This window comes from Streptococcus infantis (genome assembly GCF_964243025.1).
GTDB lineage: Bacteria > Bacillota > Bacilli > Lactobacillales > Streptococcaceae > Streptococcus > Streptococcus infantis_N.
On the sequence record NZ_CAXTDJ010000006.1, the window covers coordinates 61,572 to 78,685 of the forward strand.

Consider the following 17,114-nt stretch of genomic DNA (forward strand, 5'->3'; position numbering starts at 1 on the left):
TACGAAATATCACTAAGCTACTCTATCAATAAAATAGGATTGCATTCTAAGATATACAGTGAAAACCTAGACTATGACTTTTTCCTATTTCTTCACATTTACTAATACTTCAAAATCTTCTCCTGAAACAGGGCCTACTTCTACTTGGTTAGCATCTAAGTCCTGATAAAGTTCTTTTGGCAAAGCTCCTAAAAAGGTTTGATAATCCAGTCTAGCTATCGCTTCATAATCTTCTGGTTTTGAGCCATCTCCAGAGATTTTTACCAAATCAATCTCCCAAACAAGTTCCTTGCCTACCAATTGCTCAACGTAAGGAGCTGGAATCACCGGTTCTTTTGGCAAAACGGTTTTTACACCCTGAGCTAGGTGGTAGACCCCATGAACCTTACCTTCACCATCTGGATAGAATTTAGCACTGGAAGGATAGGCATCAGACCCTTGAACTTTCTTGACCAACTCTTCAAAACGTGCCAAGCCATCTTCTTCTAAGAAACTTTCCAAATCCTTCTTATCAAAGTAAATAGTTGATAGAATACCCTGACAGAAACCTAAACGAGCAGCCTTATCAGCTAGATAGTTCTTAACGGTTTCTTGGAAATAGTTTTCCAAATCAAAATCTGCCAAGCCTTCAACTGCTTCACCAACCTTGCTAGACAAAGTCCGCAAGAGCTCTTCTACTATCTCCCAGTCAGCTCTTGTAATCAAGTCAGGAATAATTACTTGATAGCCGTTTTGAGAGTCAAGGTAGCGAACTTTAAAGAGAAACTGAGATTTTCCCACAACAGCACACTCGATATACTCAAGACGATTGAGAGGTTGACGGAGGTAAACAGCATCATAACTATGCGACTCTAGGCCTTCTACTAAGCCTAAAATTGATTTAGCTGTAAGAATCTCCTGTTGTCCTAAAATACTTTGTTTATTTGGAATAAAAAATGTCTTCACCATAATGGTCTCCTTTGAAATCGTTTACATATAGTATACACCATTTTCCTGAAAGATGCAGAAACAAATTTAAGATTTTTTGGTCAAAAGCATAGAAAAACAGCCCTTTAGGACTGTTAATGTTTATTATACAACTTCAGAATGGTCTAGGCTCTCACCAATTGCTGCTAAACGCTCGATGACTTGATCTTGTGTCAATTCATGTTCTAAAACATAGCGATTACGTGGATGAACACGACACTCGTGTGAGCAACCACGAAGATATTTGTCTTCGTTGTCTTCTGATGACAAGATACGGCGGTTACAGAATGGATTTCCACAGTTGACATAGCGTTCACATGGTGTTCCATCAAACCAGTCTTTCCCTACAATGGTTGGATTTACATGGTTGACATCGACTGCAATACGTTCGTCAAAGACATACATTTTCCCATCCCAAAGTTCCCCTTGAACTTCTGGATCTTTTCCGTAAGTGGCAATTCCTCCGTGTAATTGACCGACATCTTTGTAGCCTTCACGTACCATCCAACCTGAGAATTTCTCACAGCGGACTCCACCTGTACAGTAAACAACGACACGTTTATCCATGAATTTTTCCTTGTTATCACGAACCCATTGTGGTAATTCACGGAAGTTGCGGATGTCAGGACGGATAGCCCCACGGAAGTGTCCAAGGTCGTACTCATAGTCATTACGAGTATCAAGGATCACTGTATCTTCATCTAGGAGGGCTTCTTTAAATTCTTTTGGTGACAAGTAAGCACCTGTTGTTTCAAGAGGATTGATGTCGTTATCAAAGTTATCATCCTCTAAACCAAGGTGAACGATTTCCTTTTTGTAGCGAACAAACATCTTCTTGAAGGCTTGCTCACTTTCTTCGTCAATCTTGAACCAGAGGTCTTCCATACCTGGAAGGCTGTGAACGTAGTCCATGTATTTTTGCGTTGTTTCGTAGTCACCAGAAACGGTTCCGTTGATCCCTTCGTCAGCCACTAGGATACGGCCCTTGAGGCCAATAGACTTACAGAAAGCCAAGTGGTCTGCAGCAAATTGTTCCGCGTTTTCGATGGGAACATATTTATAGTAAAGTAAAACTCGAATATCTTTTGACATGTGCTTCTCTTTTCTAAGATTAAATTATCAGAATTTTTCATTCAACTATTCCAGTATACTCTCCCAAGAAAGCGAATGCAATTTATTTGACCGAAAAATAAAAAACAAGACCCATTTTCAGATCTTGTTTTAATTAAATATTCGATGTAGAAAAGTTAACAAAAAGATATCCATGGCGTGTCTTGACTAAAATACCTATCATGATCCAAAAAAGAATCACCACCCCGTCTGGAAAAATCCAGACAAGGCAGTGATCGCATCTTTTAGGAATGAATACACGAAATCAATTATTCTTATGATTTTTTGTTTTTCAAGAATTCGTCGTATTGTTTTTGCATTTCATCCAATACTTTTTGGTAAGCACCTTCAGATTTAAGTTTTTCCATCAATTCTGGAATAGCTTTTTCTGGGTCTACAGTACCAGTGTTGATAGCTGTATCGAATTGTTGCATAGTGTTAGTGATAGCTGAGATTTCAGATTTCACGTTGTCAGTGTTGAAGATGAATCCAAGCGCTGGAGATTCTTTTGCAGTTTCCAAGTCTTTCTTAGATTGTGCAATTTGTTCATCTGTAACGTTTTCGTTGATGTAAAGGATCCAGTTGTTACCAGTGTTCCATCCTGACATGTGAGTGTTTCCTTTGTATCCATCAAGGACTTTAACACGGTTTTCTTTACCTGCTACTTTTTCCCAGTTCTTGCCTTCTGGTCCATAAACAAGTCCGTTCAAGAGTTCTGGGTTAGTGTTCAAGAGGTTCAACACTTCCATTGCTTTTTCTTTGTTCTTAGAGTTGTTTGAGATTACAAAGTTTGCAACTTGAGTTGTTTGGTTTTTCTTGATGAAGTTAGTAAATGGTTTGATTTGGATGTCTCTGTTAGCAACACGAGAAAGCAAGCTGCTACCGTAGTCAGCTGGTCCTACTGTTTCTTCACGAACAAGCCAAGTATCTTGAGTAAGGTCATATGAAGTTTCACTTGTTGCTACGTCTTTTGGAATGTATCCTGCTTCATAGTATTTGTGAAGAGTCTTCAAGTGTTCTACGAAACGAGGAACTTCGTAACGGTTTACGATCTTAGTAGTATCACCTTCAAGGTCGATAACGAATGGAAGACCATTTGCAACTGGGTAGTCAAAGTTTTCTGATGGGATAAAGTTTTTACCAACAGCGAATGGCATTACGTCTGGAGCTTTTTCTTTGATTTGTTTCAATACTGGTTCAAGTGTTTCGTATGAAGTTACACCTGAGATATCGATTCCATATTTTTCAAGAAGTGGGCCGTTGAAAGCAAAGTTTTGTGAAGATGCAACGTTAGCTGCAACTGGAACAGAATAAATCTTACCGTTTACAGTGTTACCTTTGATGTAAGCTGGGTCAAGCGCTTTGTAAAGCTCAGCTCCTTCTTTCTTGTACAATTCTGTCAAGTCAGCATAAGCACCTTTTTGAGCGTTTACAACGTAGTTATCTGCAAATGCGATATCATAGTTTTCACCTGATGAAGTGATAACTGACATTTTCTTACCGTAGTCACCCCATCCAAGGTATTGGATGTCTAATTTAGCACCAACTTTTTCTCCGATGATTTTGTTTGCATTTTCTAGCAATTCATCCAAGTTATCTGGTTTGTCACCGATTTGGTACATTTTGATAACAGTTTTGTCACCTGAAGCTGAGTCAGCAGCTTTTTGGTTGTTACCTTTAAGGTTTCCACAAGCAGCGAGGCTAGCAGCTAAAGCTACAAGGCTAGCAGATGCAAAAGCATATTTTTTCCAGTTTTTCATGATAAAAACTCCTTTTTTTATTTTTAAATTTAAAACAATTTTAGTGATCTACTTTTCAACAAAGAAAAGTTAGATAGGGTAGAGAAAGCTTGTTTCTCAGTGTCTCTTATTCTTTAACACCACCGATAGTTAAACCTTTTACAAAGTAGCGTTGGAAGAATGGATAGAGAATCGCAATCGGAACAGTCGCAACTACGACCATGGCCATACGACCTGTTTCTTTTGGTAGGGCAACTGCAAGTTGTCCTGACATCCCAACTGACTTAGCAATGTAATCCATGTTGTTTTGAATTTGCATGAGCAAATATTGCAATGGATACAAGTTGTCACTCTTGATGTAAAGAAGAGCATTGAACCAGTCGTTCCAGAATCCAAGTGCTGTCAAAAGTGTGATAGTCGCAATCCCTGGAAGAGAGAGTGGTAAACAGATTTGGAAGAAGATCCGCGCCTCGCTAGCACCATCGATACGAGCTGATTCTAAGATTGCTTCTGGAATGGTTTTCTTGAAGAAAGACCGCATCAACATGATGTTGAATGGTGATAGAAGCATCGGAACAATCAAGGCCCAAATAGTATCACCCAAGTGAAGTAACTGAGTTACCACAATATAGCCTGGTACCAAACCAGCATTGAACAACATACTAAGAAGAGCAAAGATTGTAAAGAATTTGCGATACTTAAATGTTGAACGTGAGATGGCATAAGCGTAAGTTGTAGTGATAAAGACGTTTGTCAATGTACCGACAACTGTCACAAAGGCTGAGATAAAGAGCGCTTGTAAAATTTTGTCTTTAAACTGAGCCAAGAATTGGAATCCATCTACACCAAACTTGGAAGGGAAGAAACTATATCCATATTGAACAATACTCTTCTCATCTGTAACTGAAATAATGATTACGAAGATGAAAGGCAAGATACAAGAGAAGGCCAGCAAACCAGATATGATACTAAAGAAGATATCTGCTCTTTTGCTGAAGGAGTGTATGCCAACATTATCAATTTTTTCTTTTTGAATTTTTTTTGCCATATGCTCCTCCTTTCTAGAATAGTGCTGAGTTAGGATCAACACGTCTTGCAAGTAAGTTTGATAGGATAACGAGAATCAAACCGACGACTGACTGGTAGAGACCGGCTGCTGAAGCCATCCCAATATCTGCTGTCTGAGTCAATCCGTTAAAGACATAGACGTCCAATACATTTGTTACACTATAGAGCTGACCTGCGTTGTGAGGGATTTGGTAGAAGAGACCGAAGTCTGCACGGAAGATATTTCCGACTGCAAGGATGGTCAATACTGTCACAAGTGGTGTCAACTGAGGGATGGTTACGTTACGGATACGTTGCCATTTGCTAGCACCGTCCACTGTCGCTGCTTCGTAGTAAGTTGGGTCAATACCCATGATAGTTGCGTAGTACATCACACTACTATATCCAAAGCCTTTCCAGATACCTAGGAAAAGGAGAAGGTAAGGCCAGATACTGACATCAGCGTAGAAGTTAATACCCTTCATTCCAAGGGCTTCTAAGGTGTGGTTGATAAGCCCTTTATCGATGTTTAGGAAAGCATCTGTAAAGAAACTGATGATAACCCAAGATAGGAAGTAAGGGAACAACATAGATGTTTGGTAGATTTTAACCATCTGCTTAGAGCGAAGTTCACTAAGGATAATGGCAATACCAACTGATACAATTAAACCAATAAAGATAAATCCAAGGTTGTAAAGGACAGTGTTTCGAGTGATGACAAAGGCATCCTTGGAACTAAACAAGAATTTAAAATTATCTAGTCCGACCCATCTACTATTTATAATACTGTGGACGAATCCTTCACCAGTCATATGGTAGTCTTTGAAGGCAACCACATTCCCAAAAACTGGAATGTAGAAGAATAAAATCAACCAAATTGTTCCTGGTAAAACCATTAAGAGAAAAATCCAATTATCTCTTAAAGTTTTTGAAAACTTATTCATAATTTCCTCCCTTTTTATTTTTCTAAAACTTCATAATCTCACATTTTTAGTCTTGATAACGTTTACAAAGATAGTATACTCTTATTTTTAGGACAGTTTAAACTACAAATTATAGAAAAAACTCCACAAATTATTTTATGTGGAGAACTTTTTTATATAAGAATAGGTTTCACGGGAAACTTTCTGCCTGCATAGAGTTTTTCTAGGTCGTATAAATAGTCGAAGCTGTCGCAATAGTATGCCACTGATTAGCCGTTGTAGCTGCGAAGTCCTTGTCTGCGTAAAAGTCAGTAAATGGAAGAATTTCGACTTCTAATTCTTCGATGCGGTCAATTTGACCAGCCAAATAAGCCTCGATACGGCTTTCTGCTCGCTTGATGCGTTGCAAGAGCCCACCCATACGGATATCTACTGTATCCAAGCCAAAGACCTTGTTTTCTTTCAACCATTGGTGGCTAAAGAGCTTGTGGAAGGTTTCAATCTGGCTTCTTAATTTTGGTAATTCTTCCCTAGCAATTTGTTGCAAGCTTTCTTTATCATCTGCTTGATAGGCTTGACGAATGCGTCGGCCTACATCAACCTTGCCACTTAAAATAGCATTCAACTGGGCTTGAGTTTCGAAAAGATAAGCGTAGACTCCAGCTTTTTCTTTAATAGCAGCAAGAGTCTCAGCTGCCTGGGCAAAGTGTGGTTTGTCCTGTTCAGGAGTCATGTGCTTATCAAGGATTGGACAGAGAACATCCTGATAAAAGACATAGCGGTTGGGATTAATCCCACTGAGATTGTCTGGTAGATCTGGCAAGAGGTTGGCCAAATCAAGCTGCATAAAGTCCTCAACGGATAGCCCTGTATTGGTCTTGAAATGAGCTGATAGACGTTCTAAATCATTGCGGTAGCTGAGTTCAGCCCAAATTTGCAAGCTTGGCAGAATCGAGAACTGGGCTGTTTCACCACCATTATCCCCCCAGCCAGTCACAATGACTTCTTTGATCTGATTAGCACGGCAAGCTTTGTTGGCTTCGACCGCAATGAGACGGCTGAAGTGGTTGTGAGGCGTAAAACCAATCCACTTCCAAGCACCACCAGCAAAGGCGATATCCTGGCTGATCTTGTGGTGATTATTAAAGTTACGGTTGTATTTTTCTTCGCTATCTTGGTAATAATCCCAGTAAACCAAGGTGACACGGTCTTTGAGACGGTCAAGGTAAACACGAGTTTCCTCTGGAATTTCCACGTCACGGTCATATTGGCCATCTGCTGACATGAGCTTGAAGAACATATCACTCCACATCTGGCAGTGGAAACCATACTTGTCTGCAATATCCAGCACGCGCTCCAAGTGTTGGCACATGAGGAGGCTACGATCCACCACACCGTTTAGGATGAGGTAGCGTCCCAAACCAACCAGGTGGGCTTCATCCATTCCGATATTGACCTTGCGAGTTTGTAGTTTAGACAACGTCGCAAACATACCATCAATCAGGTCGTAGACTTTTTCTTCACCGATGAGAAGAATGTCTTCTACATCGCGGAGTTCTTGCACTTCTTTGACGCCCCATTTGACAAAGGCTGACAAGTGGGCCAAGGTCTGGATGCATGGGACAAAGGTCATGTCAAACTGCTGGGCGTATGCTTCAATTTCCTGTAACTCTTCAGCTGAATACGCTCCACGGAAATAACCAAAGTAGGGTTGGCCTTCAATCTGATAGGTGTCTTCCATGTAGAGTTCAAAGGTTGAATAACCCATCAGAGCTAAGACTTCAATCATCTGCTTGGCAGATGCAACATTTAAAACTGCATTTCGCGAACAGTCAGCCATGTAGGCTAAATCTTCATAAGCCGCTTGTTCTTCAATCTCTACCTTATCACCTTCTACCAAAGCTGTTGCGAGAACAGACAAGGCGCGATAGAGTTGGTGAGGTTTGCGATAAGTCAATTGATATTCTCCGCCCTTACCCTTGATAGAAGCTTGGTCAGACTGAGCGACTGCCACTTCTACATCTGGTAGTGAAATGTGATTTTGAAGTAAGTCTATAGCTTGCTGTTGTTTACTGCTAATTCCGGTAAAATTTACCATTGATTTTCCTCCTGTAACCAGTTGACAAGAGCGCCGTAGAGATTGGCATCTGCCTGATAGGTGCAGGCTTGGATCACTGGCGCAATTGTATATTCTTCATATCTTTCCACAAAGACGTCTACTGCTTTTTGCACACCTTTGATAAAATCTGGGTTTTGACTGATAGAGCCACCTAGGCTAATGACATCTGGGTCGATTAGATACTGGATATTGAGTAATCCTTGAGCAAGATTACGATTCATCCGCTCAATGGCTTCTTGGCAAAGGGCATTGCCTGCTGAAGCCTCTTGATAAACCTTACGGCCATCCCAGTCTGACTGACCTGATTTTTCAATCACATAACGAACCATGTTTCCTGTAGAAGCTAGTTGTGACCAGTTATTGAGTTTTTCTGCTGGTTCGATAGTTGTCATGTAACCAAACTCTCCACCCAAGCCATGGCGACCACGGTGAATTTTGCCATTGATAATCATGGCCCCACCGATCCCTGTACCAATAACGACACAGGCTGCATTTTCAATCTCAGGATGAGCTAGCAGTTCACTAAGTCCAACACAGTTGGCATCATTTTCTAGATGGACAGGTAGCTGGTGATGAGCTAGCACCTCATACCAAGAAAAACCATGGATGTAAGGAATGGCACTAATTCCCTCGATCACTCCTGTTTCTTGATTGACCGCTCCTGGAACACTCATAGCAATCCCACGATAGTCCTGTTCTGACAAGCGTTGGTCCAACCAAGCAAATAAATCTTCTAGAGTTTCTGGAGTTGGGGTGCTGGTCTTATCTAAAATCTTTCCATCAGGAGTTAGACTAGCAAACTTAATGCCAGTCCCTCCGATATCAATCGTTGCAATGGTCATTGCTTTCACCTGCAAAAGGAGCGAATCAGCAGTTGGTTCTTACTTTTTCGCTCCTCCTTTCTGTTTATGTTTACTTTTTGAAATTAAATTTCTTCTTTTTGAATCAATTCTGTACGAATTTCCTGTGGTGCCAATAGTCCTGAATGGACTGGATATGGGCGTTCCAACAAGTCAAGAATAGTTTGTTGTTTTTCAGACACACGGATATTTTCTTGACTCATGTTATAGTAACGAAGGACATAACCTTCTTCATTCTCAGCCACCTTAAAGGCTGTTGGGCAGACTTGTGGCAAACTGAGTGCCGGATGGTTAAAGAGGCTACCCGTTGCTGCAACGCTACCCTCTTGTTTTGCAACTTGAAGAGCTGTAAATGGCACCTGGAAGGCTTTGGCACGACGGAAAGCTGAGAAGCGTTCCCCTGCTTGGTGACATTCTACTGCAAATTCAACTTCGATAGCTCGCAAGCACTGAGCTTCCGGCGTTGGGAAGTAACCCCAGTCACCGAGTTCGCCTGAAGAACGAAGAAGGGTTACAGCCATGGTGTCATCTCCAAGGATTTCATACTCGTGCAATCCTTTATTGGATACTGTCACTCCTTTTACATCATCATACAGGCTGACAAAGGCTTGTTGATGTTGTGGATTTTCAGGATTTTCCCAAGAAGCTGCTGGTTTATTTGGTCGCGTTACAACTTCATAGATGCTTTCAGAAGCATTACTTGGGCGTGTATTATGAGTTTTCACCAAGAGGCGGATGCGGTGATCCTTGGCTGTGTTGGTAAAGCGAGTTTTAAAGCGAATCTGTGGATTGTCCACAAAGACGGTCATCTCCGTTTCAAGAGGGATGGTTGTCAACTCTTCTGAACGACCTGCATCTCGTTTCATGAACTCGATGATACCTCTTTGTTCTGCATCCAATTTTTCATCTGCACTGACTGGAATAGTCAACTCATGTTTGAGCAATACCTTAGCATAGCGAGCATTGTTTTCTAAGACTTCATAACCTTTCAGTTGAGCATAAATTGGCTCAGTTCCTTTCGGCTGGAAGTAAATGTACTCGTTACCAATATCTCCACGGTCCTCGAATTGGATGAAATCTTCGTAGGCTTCGTTTGTAGTCTTGTCATAGACTGTGATTCCTTCATCTACACTCACTGTTACGAATGGTGTATCAATGACTCCATTTTGGTAAATACCATCACGGTGATCTACTTGACCTTCGACCAATTGGAAGCTTGCCCAAGAAAGCGGTGCAAGGTGGACTGGGATTGTCACGCGCACTTGGCGTGCAATATACGGTTGGCGGAATTTATCCTTAGGCAAAGTATAGCCAAAACTTGCTCCCAAGTCTTCAATCTTGGCTTCAAGGACATGGCCATCCAAATCTTCAACATGGTAATCTGGCAAGATCACGGCTGCCATCTTCTTGTAACCTTCAGTCGGATGCAATTCTTTGAAATCACAAGTCACAACATCCACTACAACACTGACTGTATCAACCTTGTCATGTAAGGCTGTGTTGACAACGGTAAAGAGGTGGTCGCTTTGCGCATTTTGAGTAGCTAATTTACCCTTCCATTCGTTAAGAAGATTAGTCTTAACAAAATTCCCGACTTGATTAACCTTGGCAAAACGAGTTTCCATTTCACGGTGAACTTCGTCAATACTACAACCACAGATACTATCGTGAGGTGCATTTTGTAAGAGCGTCTTCCAGGCATAGGTCAATTGATCCTTGTGGTTATGTCCACCAGTGATGATGGTCAAAGGTTCCACCACTTGCTCTAACAAGTTGCTATTTTCTTGGAAGGCTTGTTTGAGGTAAACGCGTGAAGAAGAGGTATTGGCAAGGGTGTACCAGCCATCCGTTTCCTGGCTTGTCAACTCACCTGTGACCGTTGATAGGTGTTCAGGAAGTGCACTTTCCACTGCTTGGACATATTCATCAAAAGAACTGTGAATAAAGGTTACGTCTGGGAAAAGTTCGTTGGCCACACGAATCGCTTCACTAATATTTCTCTGTACAGGCTGGTGGTCACAACCGTTCATCATCAACCATTGATTGGTCGAAGCGTAGTCACGCACATCTGCCAATTTTTGCTTCCAGAAAGCCAAAGCCTCGTCTTTATCCACTGGAATTTCATTCCCGTTACTGTACCAGTTAGCAAAGAGAATGCCGAGTACACGGCTACCATCAGCCCCTTGCCAGTACATCTCAGAAAATTGAGAGGTAAACTGTTCATCTTCAAGGACTTGGTTGTCAAATCCGATTGGCTTGACACCGCGACCAAAGGCTGCGACGTGAATACCTGATTTTTGAAGGATTTGAGGAGCCTGCCCCATATTTCCAAAGGTATCTGGGAAATAACCGATTTGAGTAGATTTGCCCCATTTAGCACATTCCGCTTGTCCAATCAAAGTATTGCGGACGTTAGCTTCACTGGAAATCAAGTAATCATCCTGCAAGATGTAGAAAGGACCAATCTTCAATTTGCCTTCGTCGATATAACGTTGCACCTTGTCACGGTTTTCAGGGCGAATTTCTAAATAGTCATCAAGGACAATGGTTTGTCCATCTAGGTGGAAGCTCTTGAACTCAGGATCATTTTCAAAAAGATCAAACAGATTGTCAAAAAGTTCCACCAATTGCATACGGTGACTTTCAAAAGGTAGATACCACTCACGATCCCAGTGACTGTGAGAGATGATATGTACAACAACATTTTCCATGAGTAAAACCTCATTCTAACTTAAATTTAAAAATATATTTGTGATTCTTTCCTAGAATCAGTTGAGCGAAAACGTGCTCCTTATACTCAATGAAAATCAAAGAGCAAACTAGGAAGCTAGCCGCAGGCTGTACTTGAGTACGGCAAGGTGAAGCTGACGTGGTTTGAATTTGATTTTCGAAGAGTATTAGCGAATATCTAGGTAATCCAAGACCAATTCGCAGAACATCATGTTGGCCCATGAGAACCATTCACGAGAGTAGAGAGTCGGATCATCTACGTGGAAGCTTTCATGCATCACACCTGTTCCGCCATCACAGGCAACTAGTTGGTCTAGTAAGTATTTTTTCTCAGCTTTATCTGTAGCTGTCAAGCCTTGGATTGATAGGGCAATCGGCCAGATATAACGATAGAAGGTATGAGAGCTTCCGAGACCGCTAGCGTATTCTCCTTGGTAGAAGTAGGGATTTTCAGGGCTGAGAATGGTGCGACGAGTTGCTTGATACACTTCGTCATTGACATCACAGTAACCAAGATATGGAGCGGCTAACAAACTTGGTACGTTAGGGTCGTCCATGATGCTAGCATTTCCTAAACCGTCTACTTCAAAGGCATAGATTTTCTCGCCCTTGCTGTTAGTCGTGTAGGCGTAATTTTCGATCCCTTCTTGGATTTCAGCTTGGAGACGTTTGGCATCAGCAATGATGCTTTCACTATCAGCTAGATTCAATTCTGCAAAGATTTCTTGGACATAACCCAATACTACCACTGCAAACATATTTGAAGGAATCAAATAGCTATACTGACAGCAGTCATCGCTTGGACGGAAAGCTGACCAGGTCATCCCTGTCACAGCGAAATCTGGCCCAAAACCGTCATTTACCAGCGTGTCTTCCTTACGGTCGGTATCACGGACGAAACGGTATGGTGAGTTCTTGTGGTCTTGTTCCACCGTCCAGAGATGAAGGATCTCCTTGGTCGCCGTAACAAAAGTCTCATCAAACTGGCTAGTCTCACCAGTTTCCTTCCAAAGAAGGTAAGCCAATTGCAAGGGATAGCAAAGCGAATCTACTTCATACTTACGTTCCCAAATCCAGCCATTGAGGTCTGTATGGTCTGTCTCGTGATGACCCTTCCAGTTCTCCTCAATATTGAAAGAGTTGGCATAGGGGTCCTTGAGAATCAAAGTCATCTGGCGTTTAACCAAACCAGAAATAGTCTGGCGCAAACGAGGATCTCTTTTTGCCACATGAAGGTATGGTCTAAGCTGAGCAGTTGAATCACGAAGCCACATAGCTGGGATATCCCCAGTTAGTACAAAAGTTGAGCCGTCTTCTAAAATTTCAACTGTATTGTCTAAAGTGTCTGTGTAGCAACGCTCAAAGACATCCACCCATTCAGGATGTTCCTTGGCTCTCTCCGCTACCTCATCTAGCCACTCTCTGACGATTTCTTTAGAATAAACCATAAACTATTTTGCCTCTTTCAAACAAATTTTCATTTTCAGTATATAGCTTTTAGTCCAGAAAATATATACACAAATGTTAGTCATTATTCTACAAAATTGTTATATTTTGAAGTCATTTTCTAAAAGTATCCTTTTTCTGATATAATGTAGAAAACTACAGAAGGAAATCGCTATGAAGCCTATACTTGAAACCATAGATACGCGTTTTGGAACAGCCAGTAAACATGCATTTTCACGAGGCAATACACTACCATACACTGGAGTGCCTTTTGGGATGAATTACTTTGTTTCACAAACTAGTGACCAGGAAGGGTCTTGGTTTTTTGATCCCCATCTTCCCATATTTCAGGGTATTCGACTAACCCACCAGCCTAGCCCTTGGATTGGCGATTATTCTTGGTTGCTACTGACTCCTGTTACAGGAGAAATCAGTGGCGACACCCTCTTCCATCGTCAGTCTTCTTATAACCTTGATCGTGCTATTTTCAATCCTCATTTTCTAAAGATTTTTTCTGAACGTTACCAGATTGAAACTCAACTCACACCTACTTGCTATGGGGCTTCTATTCAACTAAGACAGATACAAGGCAAGAAGATCTCACTCTATCTGCATGCAGCTGATGATTTATCATTAGAGCAAGTAGATGAGCGTACTGTTAGCCTTGGTCAAAGCGGATTAACCGAAACCAACAAAAGTCCCCTCGTCATGTTTACTGCTCTCGCATTCTCTACGGATATTCTATCTATCAATCAAGTGGGGCAAGACTGGCGTATCGACTTGGCTGGAGCAGAAGCTCTAGTTCAACTAGCCACTTCATTTATTTCCAAAGAACAAGCTTTCTTTAATCTGCCTAGAAAAGACTTTGAAGAAACGAAATCAGGGGCTAAAGCAAGTTGGGAAGACCTTCTAGGCCGTTTTGATGTCGTGGAAACTGGCTCTGTAGACCGAACATTTTTTGATCATTGTCTATACAGACTCTTTCTTTTCCCACAAACCTTCTATGAGGTAAATGAGCAAGGCGAGACTATTCATATAGACCTTGCTTCAGGAACGATCAAGCCTGGTCTACTCTATACCAACAATGGTTTTTGGGATACCTTCCGCACCTCCTTTCCTCTCTTTGCCTTGATCATTCCTGAGCGCTATCGTCAATTTCTCGAGGGCTTCCTCAATAGCTACCGCGACACTGGATACCTGCCTAAGTGGCTGGCTCCTGACGAAAGAGGAATGATGCCTGGGACTTTGATTGATGGCCTTCTTGCAGATAGTGCTTGCAAGGATATGGCACCTGAACTTGAAGAAGAATTTCTCAAAGCCATGATTGAAACTGCGACCAAGGCAGATCCAAAAGCTATCAACGGGCGACACGGCCTAAGCCAATACCAAGAACTGGGCTATTTATCCACAGACTACCACGAAAGTGTCAGTCATACGCTAGATTATGCCTACAGCGATTTTTGTATCTCTACTTGTGCAACAAAATTAGGTCAAGAAGAGCTAGCTCGAACCTATGCTCAATATTCTAAAAACTATCAAAACCTCTTTGACCCTGAGACAGGCTATATGAGGGCGCGTGATGTAGATGGCAACTTCCGTCCTGACTTTTCTCCCTATAGTTGGGGCCGTGACTACGCTGAGTGTTCAGCTATTCAAGCCAGTCTCGGTGTCTTACACGATATTTCTGGACTTAGCCAACTAATGGGTGGAAAAGAAGCCTTTAGCAACTATCTTTTGAAAGCTTGTCAAAGTCTCCCACTTTTTGAAACGACGGGCTATGGATATGAAATTCATGAGATGAGCGAGATGGCAACAGCTCCATTTGGTCAACTAGCCATTTCCAACCAACCAAGCTTCCACATCCCTTATCTGTTCCGCTACAGTAATTATCCCCAATATACCAGTCTCTTAATCAAGACCCTCCGTCAAAAAGCCTTCCGAGCTAGCTGGGATGCTTATCCAGGAGATGAGGATAATGGTAGTCTATCGGCTTGGTATGTCTGGTCTGCTCTCGGACTTTACCCAACCTGCCCAGGAAAAGCAAGTTATGACCTTGGAATTCCACTCTTTGACCACCTTCGTGTCTATCTGGCAGAAACAAATCAGTGGTTGGATGTTCGTACTCAACAAAATTATGAACACTTCCACTTTGTCCAAGACTGTCAACTGGACGGAAAAGAAAAACAAAGTATCAGCCATCAGGAACTGCTCAATGCTAAGACTCTTGACTTTACCCTCAGCTGGTTGCCAAAGCATTAATAACCTAACCCCTTTGTCAGACGCAAAGGGGTCTTCTTATCCATATAAAGTTATCCACAAACTGTGAATAACCTTCAATCTTTCATCGGAAAATATTTTCAAGTTTTTCCAAAATATCTTTCCAATCCAAGTTCATAGGATGTACAAGAGAATAAAGCCTATAAACCTTGTCCTAACAAGGTTTATAAAAGATTGATTTGTTTCCTATTCTATAAATTTCGCCTCTCTTTTTCCTATTAAAGTTATAAAGAGGCAGTTGTTGTTGATACCTTGAGTTATCCACAGGTTGTGGGTAAACTTTTTCTAAACCAACAAGCCCTCTTCCCTATCTGTTAGCTGGTTTTTACAATTTTTATAGTAAATTTCAAATTTTGTTAGGCGCTTTCAAAAAAACATGATATACTAAAATTATCAGAAAAGGAGACATTATGAAAAAAGATCAACACCAACTTAATTGGCTGATGGTTTCTCTGATTGCTTTCAACATGGTTTGGGGGCTAGGAAACGTCGTCAACAACTATTCTCAACAGGGTATTTCAGTAGTCGTATCTTGGGTTTTAATCCTCGCACTCTACTTTATCCCATATTCACTCATCGTCGGACAACTAGGTTCTACCTTCAAGGAAAGCGGAAGCGGTGTTAGTGAATGGGTTGAAAAAACATCAACCAAACGTCTAGCCTACTTCGCTGCTTGGACCTACTGGGTTGTTCACATTCCTTACCTCGCACAAAAGCCTCAAGGAATCCTTATTCCGCTTGGATGGGCCTTGCAGGGTAATGGACAATTTCTAAAACAAATTGACTTCCACTGGATTGTTATTCTCTGTTTGCTAATCTTTGGACTTTTCCTCTACCTTTCTACAAAAGGATTGACAACTCTAAAAGTCATCGGTAGCTTGGCAGGAAGTGCCATGTTGATTATGTCTTTACTCTTTGTGCTTTTGGCTGTTGGCCTGCCTTTCATCAAGCCAGATATTCAGTTTGCGACACCACACATGGATCAACTGAGCACCTACATTCCAAACTTTGATTTTTCTTATTTCACAACGATCTCATTACTGGTCTTTGCCGTTGGTGGTTGTGAAAAAATTTCCCCTTATGTGAATCAAACTCGCAATCCTGCAAAAGAATTTCCAAAAGGTATGATTGTCATGGCCATCATGGTAGGACTCTCTGCTATCCTTGGTTCAGTTGCCATGGGAATGCTATTTGATGGTAATAACATCCCTGAAGACCTCATGCGTAATGGTGCTTATCAAGCCTTCCAAATGTTAGGAAATTCTTGGGGAGTTGGAAATCTTTTCGTTGTGATTTACGCTCTTACAAATATGGTCGGACAAATCGCGGCGCTTGCCTTCTCTATTGACGCACCATTACAAATCCTACTCAATAACGCTGATGAAAACTACATCCCAAGCTGGCTTCGTAAACGTACTGAAAAAGGTGTCCTCATTAACGGCTACCTCCTTACAGGCGTCCTTGTTAGCCTTATCATCATCCTTCCAATTTTTGGTATCCAAGAAATTGACGGACTTGTAAAATGGATGACCAACCTCAATTCTATCGTAATGCCAATGCGTTATCTCTGGGTATTCCTTGCCTATATGATGCTCAATCGCGCTTGGAAAACATACAAAAATGCCGAATACAAGTTTGTTAACAATCCTAAGCTTGGCTTTGTGATCGGTACTTGGTGCTTCCTCTTCACTGCCTTTGCTTGTATCCTAGGTATGGTTCCAAAAATTAGCTATGCTGAGAATCCAACTGCTTGGCAATTCTCTCTTCTTACAAACATCTTGACCCCAATTATTCTGATTGGTTTAGGTGTTATTCTACCAATCCTTGCAAAAAAAGAACAAAAGAAACAAATCAAATAAATCCTACTATTAGCTAGATAGTTTCACTTTTGTCTTTT

Annotated in this window: 11 protein-coding genes; 2 read left to right on the forward strand and 9 right to left on the reverse strand. The window is 41.4% G+C overall.

Annotated elements, in window-relative coordinates:
- Positions 1 to 84 precede the first annotated feature (84 nt).
- The 9 genes from ACESNQ_RS07630 to ACESNQ_RS07670 all read right to left on the reverse strand — a co-directional run bounded on the left by ACESNQ_RS07630 (position 85) and on the right by ACESNQ_RS07670 (position 12,942).
- Positions 85 to 948 carry a DUF4299 family protein gene (locus tag ACESNQ_RS07630; RefSeq protein WP_373075965.1) on the reverse strand — a complete coding sequence of 288 codons (864 nt, stop codon included), beginning with the start codon at positions 946 to 948 and terminating at the stop codon, positions 85 to 87.
- 123 nt (positions 949 to 1,071) lie between these two features.
- A complete protein-coding gene (gene trhO, locus ACESNQ_RS07635) occupies positions 1,072 to 2,058 on the reverse strand; it encodes an oxygen-dependent tRNA uridine(34) hydroxylase TrhO (RefSeq protein WP_373075966.1) in 987 nt (328 codons plus the stop codon).
- A 293-nt stretch (positions 2,059 to 2,351) separates the two neighbouring features.
- On the reverse strand, positions 2,352 to 3,836 hold the full coding sequence (locus ACESNQ_RS07640; RefSeq protein ID WP_247913056.1) for an ABC transporter substrate-binding protein: 1,485 nt from the start codon (positions 3,834 to 3,836) through the stop codon (positions 2,352 to 2,354).
- A 106-nt stretch (positions 3,837 to 3,942) separates the two neighbouring features.
- On the reverse strand, positions 3,943 to 4,863 hold the full coding sequence (locus ACESNQ_RS07645) for a carbohydrate ABC transporter permease (protein ID WP_373075967.1): 921 nt from the start codon (positions 4,861 to 4,863) through the stop codon (positions 3,943 to 3,945).
- 13 nt (positions 4,864 to 4,876) lie between these two features.
- A complete protein-coding gene (locus tag ACESNQ_RS07650; protein ID WP_036756348.1) occupies positions 4,877 to 5,806 on the reverse strand; it encodes an ABC transporter permease in 930 nt (309 codons plus the stop codon).
- A 202-nt stretch (positions 5,807 to 6,008) separates the two neighbouring features.
- A complete protein-coding gene (locus tag ACESNQ_RS07655) occupies positions 6,009 to 7,883 on the reverse strand; it encodes a beta-N-acetylhexosaminidase (protein WP_373075968.1) in 1,875 nt (624 codons plus the stop codon).
- Positions 7,877 to 8,746 (reverse strand): ROK family protein, encoded by an 870-nt coding sequence (locus ACESNQ_RS07660; RefSeq protein WP_254724781.1) that lies wholly within the window; start codon positions 8,744 to 8,746, stop codon positions 7,877 to 7,879. The genes ACESNQ_RS07655 and ACESNQ_RS07660 overlap by 7 nt, the downstream gene beginning before the upstream one ends.
- A gap of 83 nt (positions 8,747 to 8,829) precedes the next feature.
- Positions 8,830 to 11,475, reverse strand: a complete 2,646-nt coding sequence (locus tag ACESNQ_RS07665) for an alpha-mannosidase (RefSeq protein WP_373075969.1) — start codon at positions 11,473 to 11,475, stop codon at positions 8,830 to 8,832.
- Positions 11,476 to 11,661: 186 nt separating this feature from the next.
- The gene (locus tag ACESNQ_RS07670; RefSeq protein WP_373075970.1) at positions 11,662 to 12,942 is read right to left on the reverse strand and encodes a glycoside hydrolase family 125 protein; all 1,281 of its coding nucleotides are present in this window, start codon (positions 12,940 to 12,942) and stop codon (positions 11,662 to 11,664) included.
- Between the two features lie 172 nt (positions 12,943 to 13,114).
- Between ACESNQ_RS07670 and ACESNQ_RS07675 the strand changes: the two genes are divergently transcribed.
- Positions 13,115 to 15,199: a GH92 family glycosyl hydrolase gene (locus ACESNQ_RS07675; RefSeq protein ID WP_373075971.1), complete on the forward strand. Its 2,085-nt coding sequence runs from the start codon at positions 13,115 to 13,117 to the stop codon at positions 15,197 to 15,199.
- A 428-nt stretch (positions 15,200 to 15,627) separates the two neighbouring features.
- Positions 15,628 to 17,076: an APC family permease gene (locus ACESNQ_RS07680; RefSeq protein WP_223334414.1), complete on the forward strand. Its 1,449-nt coding sequence runs from the start codon at positions 15,628 to 15,630 to the stop codon at positions 17,074 to 17,076.
- Positions 17,077 to 17,114: the final 38 nt, after the last annotated feature.